General features: G+C 30.3%; 16 protein-coding genes, 1 pseudogene and 1 riboswitch. Of the genes and pseudogenes, 5 read left to right on the forward strand and 12 right to left on the reverse strand.

The genetic code is table 11. The features are described from left to right. The first annotated feature begins 175 nt into the window (after positions 1 to 175). Positions 176 to 353, forward strand: a riboswitch (Lysine riboswitch). Positions 354 to 467: 114 nt separating this feature from the next. Then, positions 468 to 1,804, forward strand: a pseudogene (locus IMX26_RS18255) (amino acid permease). 163 nt (positions 1,805 to 1,967) lie between these two features. Here the strand turns inward: IMX26_RS18255 and IMX26_RS05470 are convergent. The 8 genes from IMX26_RS05470 to IMX26_RS05505 all read right to left on the reverse strand — a co-directional run bounded on the left by IMX26_RS05470 (position 1,968) and on the right by IMX26_RS05505 (position 10,527). Beyond that, positions 1,968 to 2,906 carry a type II secretion system protein gene (locus IMX26_RS05470; protein WP_195160672.1) on the reverse strand — a complete coding sequence of 313 codons (939 nt, stop codon included), beginning with the start codon at positions 2,904 to 2,906 and terminating at the stop codon, positions 1,968 to 1,970. 354 nt (positions 2,907 to 3,260) lie between these two features. Continuing rightward, positions 3,261 to 3,725, reverse strand: a complete 465-nt coding sequence (locus IMX26_RS05475; protein WP_195160673.1) for a ribonuclease H — start codon at positions 3,723 to 3,725, stop codon at positions 3,261 to 3,263. A 92-nt stretch (positions 3,726 to 3,817) separates the two neighbouring features. Next, on the reverse strand, positions 3,818 to 4,702 hold the full coding sequence (locus IMX26_RS05480) for a nitroreductase family protein (RefSeq protein ID WP_195160674.1): 885 nt from the start codon (positions 4,700 to 4,702) through the stop codon (positions 3,818 to 3,820). 15 nt (positions 4,703 to 4,717) lie between these two features. After that, the gene (locus tag IMX26_RS05485) at positions 4,718 to 5,788 is read right to left on the reverse strand and encodes a membrane dipeptidase (RefSeq protein WP_195160675.1); all 1,071 of its coding nucleotides are present in this window, start codon (positions 5,786 to 5,788) and stop codon (positions 4,718 to 4,720) included. Positions 5,789 to 6,105: 317 nt separating this feature from the next. After that, positions 6,106 to 7,335, reverse strand: coding sequence for an aminopeptidase (locus IMX26_RS05490; RefSeq protein WP_195160676.1), 1,230 nt, complete (start codon positions 7,333 to 7,335; stop codon positions 6,106 to 6,108). A 165-nt stretch (positions 7,336 to 7,500) separates the two neighbouring features. Next, a complete protein-coding gene (locus IMX26_RS05495; RefSeq protein WP_195160677.1) occupies positions 7,501 to 8,391 on the reverse strand; it encodes a CPBP family intramembrane glutamic endopeptidase in 891 nt (296 codons plus the stop codon). A 25-nt stretch (positions 8,392 to 8,416) separates the two neighbouring features. Beyond that, positions 8,417 to 8,980, reverse strand: a complete 564-nt coding sequence (locus IMX26_RS05500; protein ID WP_195160678.1) for a PadR family transcriptional regulator — start codon at positions 8,978 to 8,980, stop codon at positions 8,417 to 8,419. A 224-nt stretch (positions 8,981 to 9,204) separates the two neighbouring features. Next, complete coding sequence (locus IMX26_RS05505; protein WP_195160679.1) at positions 9,205 to 10,527, reverse strand: HTH domain-containing protein; 1,323 nt, start codon at positions 10,525 to 10,527, stop codon at positions 9,205 to 9,207. Between the two features lie 130 nt (positions 10,528 to 10,657). Here IMX26_RS05505 and IMX26_RS05510 point away from each other — a divergent pair, with 130 nt between their 5' ends. Further along, entirely contained in the window at positions 10,658 to 12,037 is a 1,380-nt protein-coding gene (locus IMX26_RS05510; protein ID WP_195160680.1) for a tryptophanase, read from the forward strand. Between the two features lie 263 nt (positions 12,038 to 12,300). Here IMX26_RS05510 and IMX26_RS05515 read toward each other — a convergent pair whose 3' ends face one another. After that, a complete protein-coding gene (locus IMX26_RS05515; RefSeq protein ID WP_207729324.1) occupies positions 12,301 to 12,516 on the reverse strand; it encodes a hypothetical protein in 216 nt (71 codons plus the stop codon). Positions 12,517 to 12,809: 293 nt separating this feature from the next. Between IMX26_RS05515 and IMX26_RS05520 the strand changes: the two genes are divergently transcribed. Then, the gene (locus tag IMX26_RS05520; protein ID WP_195160682.1) at positions 12,810 to 13,190 is read left to right on the forward strand and encodes a helix-turn-helix transcriptional regulator; all 381 of its coding nucleotides are present in this window, start codon (positions 12,810 to 12,812) and stop codon (positions 13,188 to 13,190) included. Positions 13,191 to 13,236: 46 nt separating this feature from the next. Here the strand turns inward: IMX26_RS05520 and IMX26_RS05525 are convergent, their stop codons facing one another. Next, on the reverse strand, positions 13,237 to 13,695 hold the full coding sequence (locus tag IMX26_RS05525) for a hypothetical protein (protein WP_195160683.1): 459 nt from the start codon (positions 13,693 to 13,695) through the stop codon (positions 13,237 to 13,239). A gap of 352 nt (positions 13,696 to 14,047) precedes the next feature. Between IMX26_RS05525 and IMX26_RS05530 the strand changes: the two genes are divergently transcribed. Beyond that, positions 14,048 to 14,599, forward strand: a complete 552-nt coding sequence (locus IMX26_RS05530; protein ID WP_195160684.1) for a uracil-DNA glycosylase — start codon at positions 14,048 to 14,050, stop codon at positions 14,597 to 14,599. A 314-nt stretch (positions 14,600 to 14,913) separates the two neighbouring features. Here the strand turns inward: IMX26_RS05530 and IMX26_RS05535 are convergent, their stop codons facing one another. Further along, the gene (locus tag IMX26_RS05535; protein WP_195160685.1) at positions 14,914 to 16,239 is read right to left on the reverse strand and encodes an amino acid permease; all 1,326 of its coding nucleotides are present in this window, start codon (positions 16,237 to 16,239) and stop codon (positions 14,914 to 14,916) included. A 207-nt stretch (positions 16,240 to 16,446) separates the two neighbouring features. Between IMX26_RS05535 and IMX26_RS05540 the strand changes: the two genes are divergently transcribed. Next, on the forward strand, positions 16,447 to 17,016 hold the full coding sequence (locus IMX26_RS05540) for a hypothetical protein (protein WP_195160686.1): 570 nt from the start codon (positions 16,447 to 16,449) through the stop codon (positions 17,014 to 17,016). 94 nt (positions 17,017 to 17,110) lie between these two features. On the opposite strand, the gene IMX26_RS05545 is transcribed toward IMX26_RS05540, so the two are convergent. Next, positions 17,111 to 17,860: a hypothetical protein gene (locus tag IMX26_RS05545; RefSeq protein ID WP_195160687.1), complete on the reverse strand. Its 750-nt coding sequence runs from the start codon at positions 17,858 to 17,860 to the stop codon at positions 17,111 to 17,113. Between the last annotated feature and the right edge of the window lie 2 nt (positions 17,861 to 17,862).

Consider the following 17,862-nt stretch of genomic DNA (forward strand, 5'->3'; position numbering starts at 1 on the left):
CTATTAAAATATATTATTTTGTTAATCTCCTACAATCTTTTATGTAGTTTCATTTCACTGATTTATGTTGACACATTAAAGAATATATGCTAAATTAGCTTTCAATGTACTGAAAATATTAGAGTTAAGTAGTACCTTAACTAAATTACAGTATGTTTAAATTAAATATCGCGCTATCCCGTCTAGAGGAGCAAAAGTCATTAGTATTATTACTTAGAAAGGCATCGTTGAGGTAATAAAAAAGGGTCTTTTGCCGAAGTAAAAAAGCTGCCAAAGTTTGTTTACTGGGGTTAAGTTTAAGAGACTTAACACTGTCGTAATTATTTTTTTAGTTACGGAGCGCTATTGAGGGGGAGATTGACTGTGACAGTCTTTACAAAGGTTTTTTGTAGACGTATAACAAGTGTATCTCTTGTTATACGTCTTTTTTGTTTCCATTTTTAAAACAAAATCATTTGGAGGTAGCTATGAATAAATTACGCAGAGAATTAGGTTTATTTGATGCAATAACTATTATTATAGGAATTATGATAGGTTCAGGAATATTTTTTATTCCAACTTTTGTTTTTAATAGAGCTGGAGCTCCTGGTATGGCGTTAATGGTATGGCTTGTTGCTGGTATTATTTCTCTTGTTTCTGGTCTTTGTTATGCTGAGCTAGGTGCTGCAATGCCTAAGTGTGGAGGAAGTTATGTTTATTTAAAAGAAGCCTTTGGACCCATATGGGGATTTTTAAGTACGTGGACAGGATTTTTAGTTGGTGGTCCAGGCTCTATAGCTGCTTTAGCAGTAGCCTTTGCAAGCTATGCTAATTTCTTTTTAAATATATCTGCTTTAGGTGTTAAATTATTAAGTATTTTTGCTGTAATTTTTTTAACTGCTATAAATATAATTGGTGTTAAACAAGGTGCCTGGGTTCAAAAAGTATTTACAGTTGCCAAGGTAATTCCTATTGTAGCCATAATTGCTTTTGGTTTAATGTTTGGTACCTCGGCTGAGTTTAGTCCACTTTTACCTCAAGGCTCTTTAGGGTCAACTGCAAGTGCTTTTGGTCTGGCTTTAATTGCTGCTTTATGGGCATTTGATGGTTGGGCAAACGTTACTACCATAGCAGAAGAAATTAAAAATCCAGAGCGTAATTTACCACTATCTATGGTTATTGGGATAGGTGGTGTTACTCTTTTATATGCGTTATTTAATATTGCCTTACTAAGGGTATTGCCTGTAGCTAGTATTATAAATTCTAATACGCCAGCAGCGATGCAGCAAAAACTCTATTTGGTGGTATTGGGGGTATCGTTATTACAGGGGGAGCTTTAATATCTATTTTAGGCTCAACCAATGGCTGTGTTTTGGCTTTTCCTCGTTCGTATTATGCTATGTCACGAGATGGCTTATTTTTTAAACAACTAGCCACCATACACCCTAAATTTGGTACACCAGTAACCTCATTAATTATTTCAGCAGTTTTATCAATAGTTTTAATTTTAAGTGGAACTTTTTCGCAATTAACAACCTTAGTTATTTTTACAGGCATGGTATTTTCGACTATGGTTATTGCAGGACTATTTATTTTAAGAAGGAAACAACCTAATTTAAAACGCCCCTATAAAGTTTGGGGATATCCTCTAGTTCCAATATTAGTACTTATGATTAATGTAGCACTGTTACTAAACACCCTAATAAACGATTTTAAATCTTCATTATTGGGTTTAGTTGTGCCAGTGTTAGGCATACCAGTGTATTTGTGGTTTCAACGTAAGAGTGAGTGTGTTACAAACGTAGAGTTTAAGATTGCAGATTAACGAACAAGTGTCTTTGATTTTTAGGGTTGTGGATATTTCCTTTTCAAAGTACCTCCTAAAAGTGTACAATAGCCCTCCACGACCCTTTTTTTTTAACATCAGGTTTATGGACCTTACTATAGCAAAAAGTGGTCGCATTTAGCCGATCACTTTTTAATTTCTTTTAATATAGTCTGTCAATACGTATATCCCTTATATACACTCTACTACTTCCCCATGTTCTAAAACCAAAGTATTTTACATTACTGTTTAGGGTATTTATTACTACAACTTTATTTTCGGTTATTTCCTTGTTATCTATATATACCTTAACCCTTTTTTCGGTATCGCTAATTTTTAAAACCTCAACTTCAACTTTATGCTCCGTGTTCCAATAACTATTTTCATCAAAACTCTCATAAACATCAAGGGGATCTATTTTTATAAAGGGAGCGTGTTCATGTCCATTTGTTCTTTTTCTAAAAATAAACATACCATTATCATAACCATAGTCAAACTGAAAAATATAGCCGTCATCTTTAGCATCATTATCTGTTACCGAATCAAAAAATATTCCATAACCATTTTCACCACTTAAAATAACATTGCTAGTTATTTTATAGCTCTCTAAGCTATTTTCTAAAAAAAATCTATTCTGACCTACTGAATTATTAGTATAAAAAACATTTCCATTATGATGTGTAAAATCCCAGTCATCTAACTCATGAAATATTATATTCTCAATGAGTGATTGATTAAAACTGCTATCAAAAAAATTGTAGTAAATATATTCTTCGTTAGTTACACTTAAATAAACAGCACCATGCACAGGACATATAAGTTTATTATCTGAAAATGTAAAATCATATCCATGTGGACAACTAACTTCTTTTGTAAAATAGTCATTTATATTTTTATAATAGGTTTCAAAGCTAAGATTTGGTGTTAAAATCTTTTGCAATCTATAATTTTTTACTATTTGATCTCGATTTAATAGACATACAATCCTTTTATTGTTACTAATAGTCTTAAATATTTTAGGTGCTACTATACTAACCACTACTGTTAAGATAGCAAGTACAGCTATTAACTCACACAAGGTAAATCCTTTATCTTTTTTCATGCTACATTATCCCCTAAGTAAATAATTACAATTATGAAATTAAAAAAGTATCTACTAGAATTATAATAATTTTATTTATAATTACAACACTTTTTAAAATATTTTTTTCTTTATTAAATATTTTATATAATCTTAATAAACATAATAAAAAATCACTTTATATTCTAAACACTTTGCTAATTTAAATATTTACAGTTTAAAATGTAGCTGGTTAAAAATATCGGTATTTAGATTATTTTAAACTAAAAGATTATCTAATTTATTACTGTACCTTTGTAGAGTTGAAACTTTTTTACCAATAATTAAGGCAGACACCAAGGCCTGCCACTACAATTATTGCTATTATTTTAAGTTTTAATTATTATTGGTTAGAACCTCATCCATGGCAATATTGGCTAATTCATCTGCTCTATTATTACCAACATTTGTAGAATGACCCTTAACTTTAATAAACTCTACTCTCTCAAATTTTTCTATTAACTCAAGTAGTTTAAACCAATATTCTTTATTTTTTACGGGCTCTTTTTTAGAATTAATCCAACCATTTTTTTTCCAATTAGTTATCCAGCCTTGCTTAAAGGCATTAACTACATAGGCACTATCAGAAAAAATACTTACGGGTATTGATTTTTTTTTAATTGCCTCTAAAGCCTTAATACACGATGTTAGCTCCATAATATTATTAGTTGTATTTACAGCACCACCACGCAATTCTTTTACGTGCCCTTGATACTGCAATAATACTCCCCAACCACCAACATTACTGTTAGCCTGATTATTTCTACAGCCACCATCACAATAGGCCTCTATTTTATTCATAATATGCCTCATTTTCATTAATAATTATTTCTAATTACATTATATCTTAAAAATAATTGCTTAACTAGTTATAATAATTGACTTATTAATTATTAAGAGTTAGGTGCTGATTTACCTGAGAAATCATGTTTCTCAAGTATATCAAAGCCAAAATTCTTTAATACTTGAGTGTAATGTAAATTGTGATTTGCCATAATATCTGCATTATATTTTTTATAACCATAATATCTACATACTTGAGGAATACTACCTCGTTGCTTTAAATAACTAACAGCTTCATCAGCAAACTGTTTGCCCTCTACATTATTACAAACACGGTGTATTTCAGATAAATACTCCTGTTTAAGCTCTAAGTCCTTATCAAACTTTTGATATATCTTATTTAAGAAATCTTTATCTGATTTATATTCATACTCGTTCATATGGCATAACATATCTAGCTCTAATTTGTGTTTAATGCTGGGCTTTTGTTTAGGATAACCAAAACTTACAAGGTTAATTGGCATTACTTGATTAGGTAAATTAAATAATTCTTTTAACTCATAAAAACACTCTAACACGGTGCCGTAAATACAACTGCCCAAGCCAACTGAGTCTGCTGCTGTACATACAGATTGCATGTGACACATAACATCTTGAAAAGCTATCCAGAAATGTCTAAAGCTTTTATGAGCAGTATAAGCCATATGCTCTAACTCAGCCCAGCGTTTAGTTCTATATAAATCAAGGCAAAAGAGCATAAGTACAGGAACTTTAGTAGCAAATTTAAAATATGGTAGTTTAGCTAGCTCTTCTTTTTTTGCTTTATCTGTAATAACAATTATACTAACTGGTTGGAGATTTCCACCAGAAGCAGCATGTTTAGCAGTAAGCAATATTTGTTTCAATACTTCATTACTTACTGGCTTGTCTGTAAATGCTCTCACACTGCCACGTTCATACAGTAAATTTAAAGTCTCATTAGTTTCATTATACATTTTTACTCCTCCTTATTACCATACTTCTTTAAATACTCTTAACCAGTTTTCACCTAGGATTTTTTTAATATTGGTATCACTATATCCTTTTGCTACTAAGCCTCTAGTTATATTTTTAAACTGCCTATAATCCTTAAATCCTTTTACATATTCAGTAGATGGTCCATCTCCTTTTGCAAAGCCTATGGTATGAGTAATATGTTTTTTAAACTTTGTAGCCATCCACGTAGTTTGGGGCATTGGCCAATCTGTACCTATTGCTACGTGGTCTACCCCAACTAAATTAATAATATATTCGAGGTGATTTATAAAATCGTTTAGACTTGTATTTTGAGGGTCTTCTGCTATAAACCACGGAACAGCAAATACACCAATAACTCCTCCCGTATCGGCTATTGCTTTTATTTCATCATCACTTTTAGCTCTGTTATGTTTATATACTTTTTCTACAGCTGTATGGCTAGCTATAACAGGTGCGTTCGAGTATTTACAGGCATCTAAAGTGGTTTGTTTATTACAATGGCCTGTGTCAACTACTATGCCTAACTCGTTTAATTTTTTAATAAATTTTTGACCAAAAACTGAAATGCCACCAGCGTGTGGCTCCATACAACCAGAGCCAACTAAGTTTTGATTATTATAGGTTAATTGAACAACTCGTAAGCCAAAGTCATAAACAGTATCTAATAAATTAAGATTTTTACCAAAGCCAATGGTGCTTTGGCAAGTAACAATTCCTGCTTTTTTATTCTCTTTTTTTGCTTTAATGATGTCATTAACAGTTTTAGCTTTTATTAACCAGTCAAAATTATCGAACTGAACTTGAACATTACACATAGAATGTAAAATGCTCTCTAAACTATCTACTGCCAGTTGTCTGTTGCCAGCAGTAATCCCACTTTCATACCAGCAATCAAAATAAAGCTTTGTCATACTACCATTTAATGACCACTTATGTATTAAGCTAGCTGCCTCCCGTATTTGTGCTACTTCATCATGAGGGTATTTTGCATTAACAATTTTAGCTAACTCGTCGCTTAACGTTTGAGGAATTGCATAAGTACCAATTGGTCCTTGAAATAACATGTCAACTATTACAGCCTCATTATGAACTTTTTTTGCCCTTTTTTCATGCTCTAAGCTTAAATTAAATTGAAAATTCTCTATTGGTAAAACCCCCTATTTAGTAATTTTTTACTATCTAATTAATTTTAAACTATCACATAAAAAATATATTAACAAGTAAAATGAAAGTTTTTGTTTAAATAGTAATGCAATTAATTTTTTAAGATTACTTAAGAAGTTAATAATTGATTTTATTTATACAAAAAAGCCCACTTAAAATAGATTTTGATTATCTATTTTGAGCAAGCTTTATTATTATTAATATTTAACTGTTATCACTAAAATGTCCAGTGCCCATTTTTAAAGATATCTATCTCTTTACCATCTTTGTCAACACCAATAATGCTAAGGTCTTTTGTCCCTACCATAAAATCTACATGAGTTAAGGAATGGTTTACACCTTTTGCTTCTTTTTCTTCTGCAGTTAACTTAACACCATCTTTTATGCAAGAAGGATAAGCTCTACCTAAGGCAAAGTGACAACTAGCATTTTCATCAAAAAGGGTACTATAAAACATAACACCCATTTCTGAAATTGGAGAGTTATAGGAAACCAAGGCAATCTCACCTAAGTATTTTGCACCTTCGTCAATCGCAAAAATATTATCTAAAACCTGTTTGCCTGATTTTGCAGAGTAATCTACTACCTTACCATCTTTAAACTCAAATCTAAAATCTTCAACTAGTTGTCCGCCACGGTTTAATGGCATTGAACTTACTAAGGTACCATTAACTTTGTATTTGTGTGGTAAACTAAATATCTCTTCTGTAGGTATATTTGGCAAATACTCTAATCCTGCAGGGGTTTTGCTGGTTACACCTTCCCAAATATGACCTTCTGGCATACCAACTGTTAGGTCTGTACCTAAACTATTAGTATATTTAAACTCTATAAATTTCTTTTCATTTAAAAATTCTTTTCTTTTATCTATATTTTCTTTGTGTTCTTGCCAAGCGGCTACGGGGTTTTGTTGGTCTAAGCGAATTGCCTTAAGAACTTTGTTCCACAGCTCTTCTAGGGCTTTATCTTCTGGTAAATTTGGAAAAACCTTTTTAGCCCAAGATAATGAAGGATATGCTACTACAACCCACGGATTATGTCCTTGCATAAAAATTTCCATATAGTTTTTAAAAGCGATACTGCTTGCTTTTTGAGCTTCACCCATTTTTTTAGAGTCAGAACCTTTATACAAGTCTGGATCTACATAAGCAATATTTATAAAAGTAGCTTGTTTATTAGCATAGTATTCTCGAGAATTAATTTTCCACTGAGGAATATCTTTTAATACCTCTAAGTCCATATTATCTAGTCGCATCCTAGCATTTTTTCCATCGCTATATCTTACTTCAACCTCCCTAGCTCCATTTTCATAAGCTAATTTGGTTATTTCTCTAGCAAAATCTACACATTGTACAGGGCTGTCAATCACTACTGTATGACCCTTATCTACTTTAACTGCAAAATCAACAATAAGCTTAGCATAATTGTGAATAACTTTTTGATTCATTAAAATTCTCCTCAACCATATTTTTGTTAAAGCGTCTTATAGTTTAGTAACCTCACTAAATACAAATAATTCCGATAAAGGAATAATAATATTAGTGCTATTATATCACTATTGTATCTATAAAATAAATACTAAGCATCTAAATTAATGTAAAGTACCTTTGTTCTATGCCCCTCCAAGGACTACTGAGCCAAGTGCTATAAAAGTCATAATTAAAAAATCTTGCAAGAAATGAATAGTCCATGACCAAAACATACCTTTAGTTTCAAGAATGCTCTTACTCAAAAACCACCCTAGGAATCCTGCCATTAACACCCCTGAAACTCCGTAAGGAGCACCATAGTAATGTCCCATGGCAAAAACAAATGTTGTTAAATATAAGGCCTGTTTATTACCTAAAAAATCTTTTAGGGTTGCTAAAAATGATATTCTATAGATAATATTTTCACTGAAAGAATTAATAACTGCAAAAATAATTACATACGGCAATAATGGAATTACATTTGCAATTTCGTTGATAGACGGTATGCCGGATAAGAGTAAAAAGATAAGGGTTATGCCACATATGTACACCGACATAGTTGTTCCTACTTTTTTCCAAGGAGTTGGTTTATCTACTACAAATTTTGCTGGTAGTGCAGTTGCATTAATATCACCTTTACATAAGAAAAATTTATGCCTATCTTTCTTAATTATAAATAAAAACAAGATAATTACAGCCGCAATTGCTAAACGAGGTAAAATCATATAAGCATATTTATTAATAAAATTATTACTATCACTAAATAGATTAAAGAAAAAACTTTTTTCAAACAAAATAAGTGCTTTTAATAACACTATAAACATACAGTAAGAAAAGAGTGCTTTTAGCTTACTGCATACTAAACAAGCAATTAACATAATTATAGATACAACTAAAACTACTTTATTAAACCATAATACTTCTTTCACCTTAAACACTTCTTTTAGGATAATAACCGGTAGTTCTGAGATTACTATTGTAAAAATCCAAGTAATAGTTAAGAATATTTTATCTCTGTTTTTAAGCTTCTCCATAACCAAATCTCCTCTGTTCATTATTTTATTTTTTTATGTCTTTTAATATTCTTAAACAATGTGTACACCATTCTATGTTTGCGTTAATCTCAAGCTTTCCTCTTAAAACAGTCATCAACTGATAACTCAATTGCTGAGATTTGTTTTGATTATTTACCATTAATTCATTTATGACAGATTCAATTTGTTCTAAGCTTTTTAACAGGTTTTCTTTTTCTTTTTTTTCTACTAAAATCCTACTCATATTCTCTTCTATAGATAAATTACTGCCAAAAAACAGTTTTAGAGAAAGCTCATCTCTTATTTTCTCATTATCTACTTTCTTTTTTAGCCAATTTATAAATGTATTATGACCTTGTTTTGTAATTGTATATATTTTACTATTTGGCGTAGATACATTATTGACTTCCTTTTTTGTTATTAAGCCATCTTCACATAGTTTTTTTAAAGTAGGATAAATCGAACCATAGTTTTCACTCCAAAAGTAACCTATGCTCTGCTCAATATATTTCTTAATATCGTACCCCGTCATTGGTTTAACATTTAGTAGTCCTAATATGGCATATTGAGTTTTCCTAGCTCTAGCCATTTAATCACCCACCCTTTACGCTACAAGATTATTTATATCAAACTGATATATAAGGTATTATATCAGTTTGATATAAATAATCAAGTACTTACTTGATAATTATTAACCTAAGATTTATTAAATAATTAACCACAGAGCCTTAAAATAAAAAAATACACCTCTTTTTTAGAGAGATATATTTTTACTTAAGCTTTATAAGTAAACATTTTAACCATCTTTATACTTTACTTTAAAACCAACTTAATAATCCTGCTTGGTCTTCCTGATTTGGAGACCACTCTTTTTCCTATTATTTTTGCGTAATTTTTTTCTTCTAATTTATTTATTATTCTATTTACTGATCGAATCGATAGGTTTAAATAATCGGCCAATTCACTCGATGTAAAGTAATCTTTTTTTTGCTGCTCTATTATACAGCATAAACTAAAAATTCTATTGATACTTAAGCCAGTTAAGTCAGCTATTTTACTATACTTACTGTCTATTAATTGATGCTGCTTGTTTGTATTTTTTTCATAATATATAGGCCCTATGTACTTACCATTTTCAACTACATAAGCTTTATTGCCTCCAGTTTTAAACGCTCTAATCATACCCAAATTAGCATTATACTTAGCCTCTCGAGCTGTTACTCCATAACCTATGCCTAAACTAATAGTATAGTTAGTATTTTTTCCTACATCTTTTAATAAATCAATATTTTTAAGTTCATTAGTTTCATTTTCTAATATATTCTTGGTACTAAATAATAAATAACCCTTAAACCCTAACTCTACAACAGCAGCTTGAATTTTTTGAGCAAATTTATAAATTTCTGCTGTTACCTTCATTTTATTTAACATAACCTGATACTCATTTTCATTAATTATTGAAAACTCATTTTCATTATCTATTTCAACAGACAGTGCAACAATATGACGTTCTTGGCTTATTTTTGTTTTATGTTTATAGATTATGGTTTGTACAGTTTCCTTTATTAAACTATCTGTAGCTTCTATTAAAATACATGGTATTTTTTTATCTACTAAGAATTCATAAATACTCGTTATAGCTGTCATACAAAATGTAACATTGTTAAGAACATAGTTTTCTACATGAAAAGACTTTAATCTATTGAGTAAATCTGAGTCAATTTCTATACTCTCTAGACTATAAACATGGCTCAAATTATTTAGAATGCCAATGTCGTGGTAAACAGAATTTACTAACTTAGTATCATAGGAATCTATGCTAACATTTAAAATATCGTAACCGTAAACATAGCTAGCTTTTAACAATGCTCTGGTTAACTGACTATGCTTTCTTTCAATATAACTCCAAGGAATTTTAGATATCATAGCTTTATTCATGTATTCGTAAGGTATATTACCGGTAAACATAATGCCATCTAAATTACGCTCTAACGATTTTAAATAAGCTACTAGCGAAGGTATTTGATCTACGTCTACAAAATCTATATCTATGGTATCTATATTACTAAAGAATTTATCAATAACGTTTTTTATTTTTTGAATGCTTTTATTATGACCAACTAAACCAAGTTTCATATACTTCACCTCATGTATTTAGGTATCTATATATTAGTATAACCTTAATTAAAGACAAATTAAAGACAATATACAGACAAATGTCTTAATGCTAGTATTAAATTACTAAGTTAAATATTAGGAGGTAATTATGAAAAAATACGTTGCTGAACCTTTTAAAATTAAAATGGTTGAACCTATTAAAATGACTACCCGTGAAGAACGTGAAGAAATACTTAAACAAGCAAACTATAACTTATTTGCAATTAAATCTGATGATATTTATATAGATTTAATGACAGATAGTGGAACAGGTGCTATGAGTGACTCTCAGTGGGCTGGAATAATGCGTGGTGATGAATCATATGCTGGAGCCCGTGGCTACTTTAGAGTAGAAAAAACTGTACAAGAAATTTTTGGTTACCAGTATGTGCAACCTGTACATCAAGGTAGAGCCGCTGAGAAAGTATTATTACCTCTTTTGATAAAAAAAGGTCAATATGTTTTATCTAATATGCACTTTGATACAACTAGAGCTCACGTTGAGTTAGCTGGTGGTAGGGCTGTTGATTTGGTGGTTAAAGAAGCCAAGGATACTATTAATTATGCTCCATTTAAAGGAAATATGGATGTAGAAAAAATGGAACAGTTTATTATTGAACATAAAAAAGAGAACATTGCATGCATTATTATGACTATCACCAATAATAGTGCTGGAGGTCAGCCTGTATCTGTTGCTAATATGCGTGAAGTAAGAGAAGTTGCCAACAAATATGGTTTAAAAGTTGTTGTAGACTCAGCTCGTTACGCTGAAAACGCTTACTTTATAAAAGAGCGTGAAGAAGGCTATGCAGATAAAGAGATTATTGATATTGTACGTGAAGTATATAGCTATGCAGATGCTTTAACAATGAGTGCCAAAAAAGATGCTATTGTTAACATGGGTGGTTTAATTGCAGTTAAAGATGATGAAGAATTATTTAATGCAGTAAAAGGTTTAACTATACCATACGAGGGATTTGTAACCTATGGTGGTTTAGCAGGTAGAGATTTAGAAGCCCTAGCTATTGGTTTAAAAGAAGGTATTGAGTATGACTTCTTAAAATACCGTATTGGTCAAGTTGAATACTTAGGCGCATGTTTACAAGAATATAAGGTACCATTTCAATACCCAGTTGGTGGTCATGCCGTATTTTTAGATGCTAAAGAATTGTTACCTCATATTCCATATTACCAATTTCCAGGTCATGCTTTAGCTTGTGAGTTATACCTTGAAGCAGGTATTCGCTCTTGCGACATTGGTTCGTATTTATTAGGTGTTGATCCAGATACAGGTGAACAATTACAATCAGAAATGGAATTTACTCGCTTGGCTATTCCTCGCAGAGTATATACACAAGCTCACTTTGATGTAGTTGCTGAGGCATTAAAGTCAATTAAAAAAAGAGCTAATAAAGTAAAAGGTTATGAAATAGTGTGGCAACCAAAAATACTACGCCACTTTACTTCTAAACTTAAACCAGTTGAATAATACCAAAACACCCCTTTTGCTAAATAGGGGTGTTTTTTATTTGGTGTATATTTTTTTACTAGTTTTAGTAAGTATAATTAAACTAAAATAACTTAACATAATTATTATCTCACCAAAATATGCTTTACATATTCATAATTTACTCTATTTTGTCATAAATTTACTGTAGTTTTTGTTATTATTATTGTAGATAAAAATAATTTTTAATTACTCTCTACTAATATTTTAAAAATAAAGATTGACTAATACCACAACTCTACTTCTTAAATATGTTTACGTGGTAAATCGGTAACTACTTTATACTTTTTACCTCTATTATTCATGTTTTCTATTTTACTTAAACTTGAGAAATCATATTTACCAAAAATATACGTAATATTATCATTTATTACATGTTGGCTTATACATACCCACTCTCCAGAACTTAAAAGCTTATTAGCTTCTTCAACTGACTTAGCCTCTTTTAACTCTTTTAACAACATGCCACCTCAACTCTGAATATTGCAAATAATAAACAGCTATCTATTACTTGTTTTCTTATAATAGCTATCATTTAGTTAAAAATAATAGCTTGTTTATTCTTAAAAATAAAACCAAATTAAACACTAAATTATATACATTTCTGAAATTAATTGTATAGCACCTTTATGGTGCTGTCAATACTATACGACATAGGTAATTTAACGAATATTTATTAATCGCCCCGTTTCGGTGCTTAATGTTGATTGAGATACTAGGGTACAGTACAATTTTTTAAATGAGGTGTTTTTGATTGAAGAGACTAAGAGAATTAAGAATGAGTATAAAATTAAGCCAAAAAGAAGTTGCTAATATATTGGGTATATCTAGGCAAGCTTACAATAGATATGAGTTAGGTAAAAGAAACCCGGATAACACCATGTTAATAAAATTAGCAACTTTTTATGATGTTTCTATAGATTATTTACTTGAAAAAACTGCATTAAAAAAAACTGCTAGTCAAAGCATTAATGAACTAACAAACCATTACAAGGATAAAAAATGTTGTTATGATATTGATACTGATAAAGTTTCTGCTAACTATTTAAAATTAGCTTATGAACTGCAAGAAATGAATATAGATCCTGATGATATAAGAACTATAGCTGGCATAATAAAAAAGAATCATAGATAAAAATACATATTTACATAGCAAATAGGGGTCGTATTGCGAGCCCTTTTTAGTCTACATGTTTTTTTTGATAATCATGTAATTTTGTATAAAGTTTAACAACTCTATATGTAGATGTTATAACATATGCAATACAAGTTACAAACATTGCAACAATAACATTACTGGTATTATAATCTTTAAAAATAAAACAACTAATAACTATTGCTGAAAATGCTATAGCTATTGGTATAGCAAAGTAGTTTTTTATTTTTATGTCAACCATTTTAATATCAAAATGAGGTGCAATATAATTAAAATCTATGTTTGTGTAAAGCAATACATAAATTATTGTTATTACTCCCATAGCAACAATATTAAGCATTAAGAAGGAAATAGCAATCAGCTTTAATGCGGTATCATATTGCCACAAATCTCCTGTCACCAATACACTAAAAACAGCGGTTACAACAGTTATGATAACAACAACTTTGTCCTCTGGCATCTTAAAATATTTTAAATTATTCATATAACCCTCCATTTTAGCTTTGAACACTATTCTATTTATCAAAAACTACCTATTCTATAATCATAATTACTCTGTTTATAAAGAATAGAAACTTTAGAAGTTATACTAACATTTACATTATAATCTTTTTAAATACTCTTCAAAGCAATTAAGTATCATTTTATATAATTTTATAACATATGTAAACATAAATTGTAAATATTTATATTTTTAGCATAATAACTTTATTCATTTTAGATAAAAGTTTAGATTATACCTATGTATAAAAAAGCTTAATGCTATTGTTATAATTGTAATAAAATTTTAATTGGGTGTATAATATAAGCAGATAATTAATTAAGGAGAAACAATTATGTTGCAATGGAATGAACTAAAACAGGTTTGTAGTTCTTGTACAAAATGTAAACTAGCAAATAGCAGAAAAAATCTAGTTTTTGGAGAAGGCAATGAAAATGCCAAGCTAATGTTTATTGGAGAAGCACCAGGAGAACAAGAAGATTTACAGGGCATACCTTTTGTAGGAAGATCAGGCCAACTATTAGATAAAATACTAAAGGCAGTAGATTTAAGCCGACAAGATGTATATATTGCTAACATATTAAAATGCCGACCTCCTAATAATAGAGATCCCTTAAAAGAGGAAAAAAATATGTGCATTAACTACTTACGTAATCAGGTTTATTTAATAAAGCCTAAAATTATTGTATGTTTAGGTAGAGTTGCAGCACAAACAATAATTAACCCAAGCTTTAAAATAACTCAACAACATGGCAAATGGGTAGAACGTAAGGGATACTACTTAACAGCCGTTTACCACCCGTCTGCATTGCTAAGAGACCCTCATAAAAAAAGACCTACTTGGGAAGATTTTAAAGAGATTAAAAAAAAGTATGATAGCCTTTAAGCTCAGAGCATTTAGCTCTCAGCGTGGTGAGTTGTAAAAATTTTTATTAATATTTTACAACGTGGTGAGCTCGTTACACTCGCGTGGTGGGTATGCCTCTTTATTTGAGATACTTTTTTGATTATTTTTCATATAACTCCATAAATAAACTTAGGCATACGGTGTGTGCTAGCGCGGGTTTTATTAAACGCTATTCTTAAAATTAGTATCAGTGTGCTGACGTGGGGCTTAACATATGTAGTGGCTCACCTTGTCTGTTATAAAATAAGTATTAAGAAAGTCGGAGTTCTGATTTTTCAGTCTCCGACTATCTTTTAATTAACAGCTTGCTTTTTATAAAACAATAAGCCAGATAAAAATACTATAAGGGATATGCCTACATCTATCAGTACTGAGGGTTTAGATAAACCGCCATATACTACAATTGCTGCTCCAATTAAAGCAAAGATAGGAATAATGAAACGCTTAATAAAAGATAAGTCTTTCATTTTTGCCATATAAGCGATATAAATAAAAATGTATAAACCGTAAATTGTAGCAATTGGCAACTCCGAAATATCTACAAACACAGCTTTAGGAAATAGCTTAGCAAAATTAAAATACCAAACCAATAAGTAAAAAGCTACTAATACTATATTAGCTATAGATGAATAGGTTGGTACATTGGTTTTTTTAGCAATTTTAGAGAACAGTTCAGGTTTAATGCCTTGTCCTCTAATAGATAACGAGTAAAAAGAACGAGAACCACCTAAAACTAAACCATTAAGAGTACCTAAACAAGAAACAACAATAAATGCTGTTAAGAGTGTAGCTCCAAAACTGCCAAATACAACATTTGCTGCTGCATTAATTGCAGTATCACCTTCGCTTAAAATAGTATCAGCAGGTATTACCCCTACTATTCCTAAAAAGTAAGATACATAAATAACTACAATTGCTATTGTGCCAAAAGTTAAAGCCTTAGGTAAAGTACGTTTAGAGTCTTTAATTTCTTGGTTGATAGTTGTAGCAATAATCCAGCCTTCATAAGCAAATGCAGTTGCCAATACTGCAGCCGCAAAACCATTACCACCAGCTAAAGCTTTAGTAGTACTTGCAAAGTTATTTAACATAACTCCATTCTTTAAGCCCATAATTATACCTACTACAGCTATTAAAATTAAAGGTATAATTTTAACAGTAGTAGCCCCTATTTGAAACTTGCCAGATAGTATTGGTGACAAATAATTTAGTAAAAATGCTGCCATCATATAAATAGCAGCTAAAATCCATACAAAATTACCTTTTTTTCCAACCAACACAGCTGTATAATTAGCTGAAACCCAGGCTAACACAGCAGCTAAAGCAGGGTAGTAAAGAATAGAATTAAACCAGCCTACTAAGTAAGCAAATTTTTTAGAAACCATACTTTCAGCATAATCAACAATACCATTAGATTTCTCAAATCTATTAGAACATTCCGCAAATACTAGAGCACCAAAAATCATTGATACTGCACCAACTAACCACGCTAATAATGCTACCTTAACACTACCACCAGCTGCAATTAAAACATTATCGGCTTTAAAGAAAACTCCAGAACCAATTACAATACCAACAACCATTGCTATAGCTGTCCATATCCCATACTTCTTATTCATGTCTCTCACTCCACCTATATTTCAATGCATAAATATTAATAATTCTGTATATTATATCATCGATGTTTCGAATTGCAACCTTTTTTATTAAATTTCTTTAACAGATTAAAGAATTATTTTTAGTTATTTATGATATATTTATAAGAAATGACCTAAATATTATGATATTATTAAATATAATTACATTAATCAATTTAGGAGCTAATAATGACAAATCAACTATTTAACGAAATTAATTTTAAAGAGTACTTGGTAAGGAGAAAACAAGATATTCTCAACTCTATAAAAGCTATGAGAATCTCAAATTTTAATGATTATTACAGCCTTGCTGCAGAGTTTGTTCACTCAAAAAAAATAGCTCCCTTGCTATTGCAAGAGAGCCACATAAAACTTATATCTAAAGCAGATGACTTTAAGGGCACAAGCCCCTATATACCAGTTAGGCTTAAAATTCCCTATGTGGGTGATTCATTACTATTCACTTGTATTACTGAGGAGACACCAACCAACAATGCTCCAGCAGCTCAAATTGCGGATAACCACATAATTATTACCTTAAGCTTAAATATATCACTAGACAAAGAAAAATACCGAAAAGGCTTACAAACGATAATTAAGCAAATTAATAGTTATATTTATGAAGTAAATAAACAGGTACACATCTTTAATAAATGGTTAGATACAGAGGTACCATTATTAATTAAGGAAAGATACGAGTATGTTGTAACTGTGCAAAAGGCCTTAGATAGCTTGGGATTAGGTTATGATGTACAGTAAGTATAGTAATAATAAGACCAAAAAAACACAAGGAGTTTATATTACTTCTTTGTGTTTTTGTTTTATTATAATCTATAACAATAATTTGCTTTAATCATAATACATCTTTACCGCTATTCTTTATACTTAACACACTAACAGATTTATTATATAAATCTGTAGCTAGTTTTTTCTCAGCTAATCCTGAAAAGGCACCAATGATAAAGGCAAACTCATTGCTATTAGGCGAATTAGCACTAAAACTTCCTGATGATATATTTATTACTCCATTCTTCATTAATAGCAATACAAATGTTGCGGTTATACTAGTGAATATTAAACGAATTAGGGGGCTCATTTTATCATTTTCTAAGCTAAATAAGTCTTCAAATTTTAATTCCATTTTTCTAATTGCAAAAGACATCCAAGTTCCAACCATTGCTCCAATCCAAACAAAACAGTATGCTAACAAATTTTTATTGGTATTAGAAAAAATAAAAGCCAAAATTAAGAATACAATGGATAAAGCTAAGGCATTTAATCCTAACTTAATCATATAATTATTTTTTATGTTTCCTCCTTCTCTTTCTAAAATCTCTTTTTTTAATCCCTCTAAAGATATTACAGCTAGTTCAGGCTTAGCAAATTCACCAACAGCACCCGCTTGTGCTGTTCTTAGTAGTCTTTTAAAATACCTATTTTTATTGGCTTCATTTCTTTCATAAACTTTGTTTATAACTGAATTTATTAGCTGAACTTCTTTTATTAAATCTGAATAAACCTCTGGAATTTCTTTATTTTCATTTAAACTAAATATAATATCATACTTTTCATTAGGGTTTTCGTAAACCTTAAAATAGCTCATAG

Origin of the sequence: Clostridium sp. 'deep sea' (assembly GCF_014931565.1) — a bacterium.
In the GTDB taxonomy this organism is placed as follows: Bacteria; Bacillota; UBA994; order PWPR01; family PWPR01.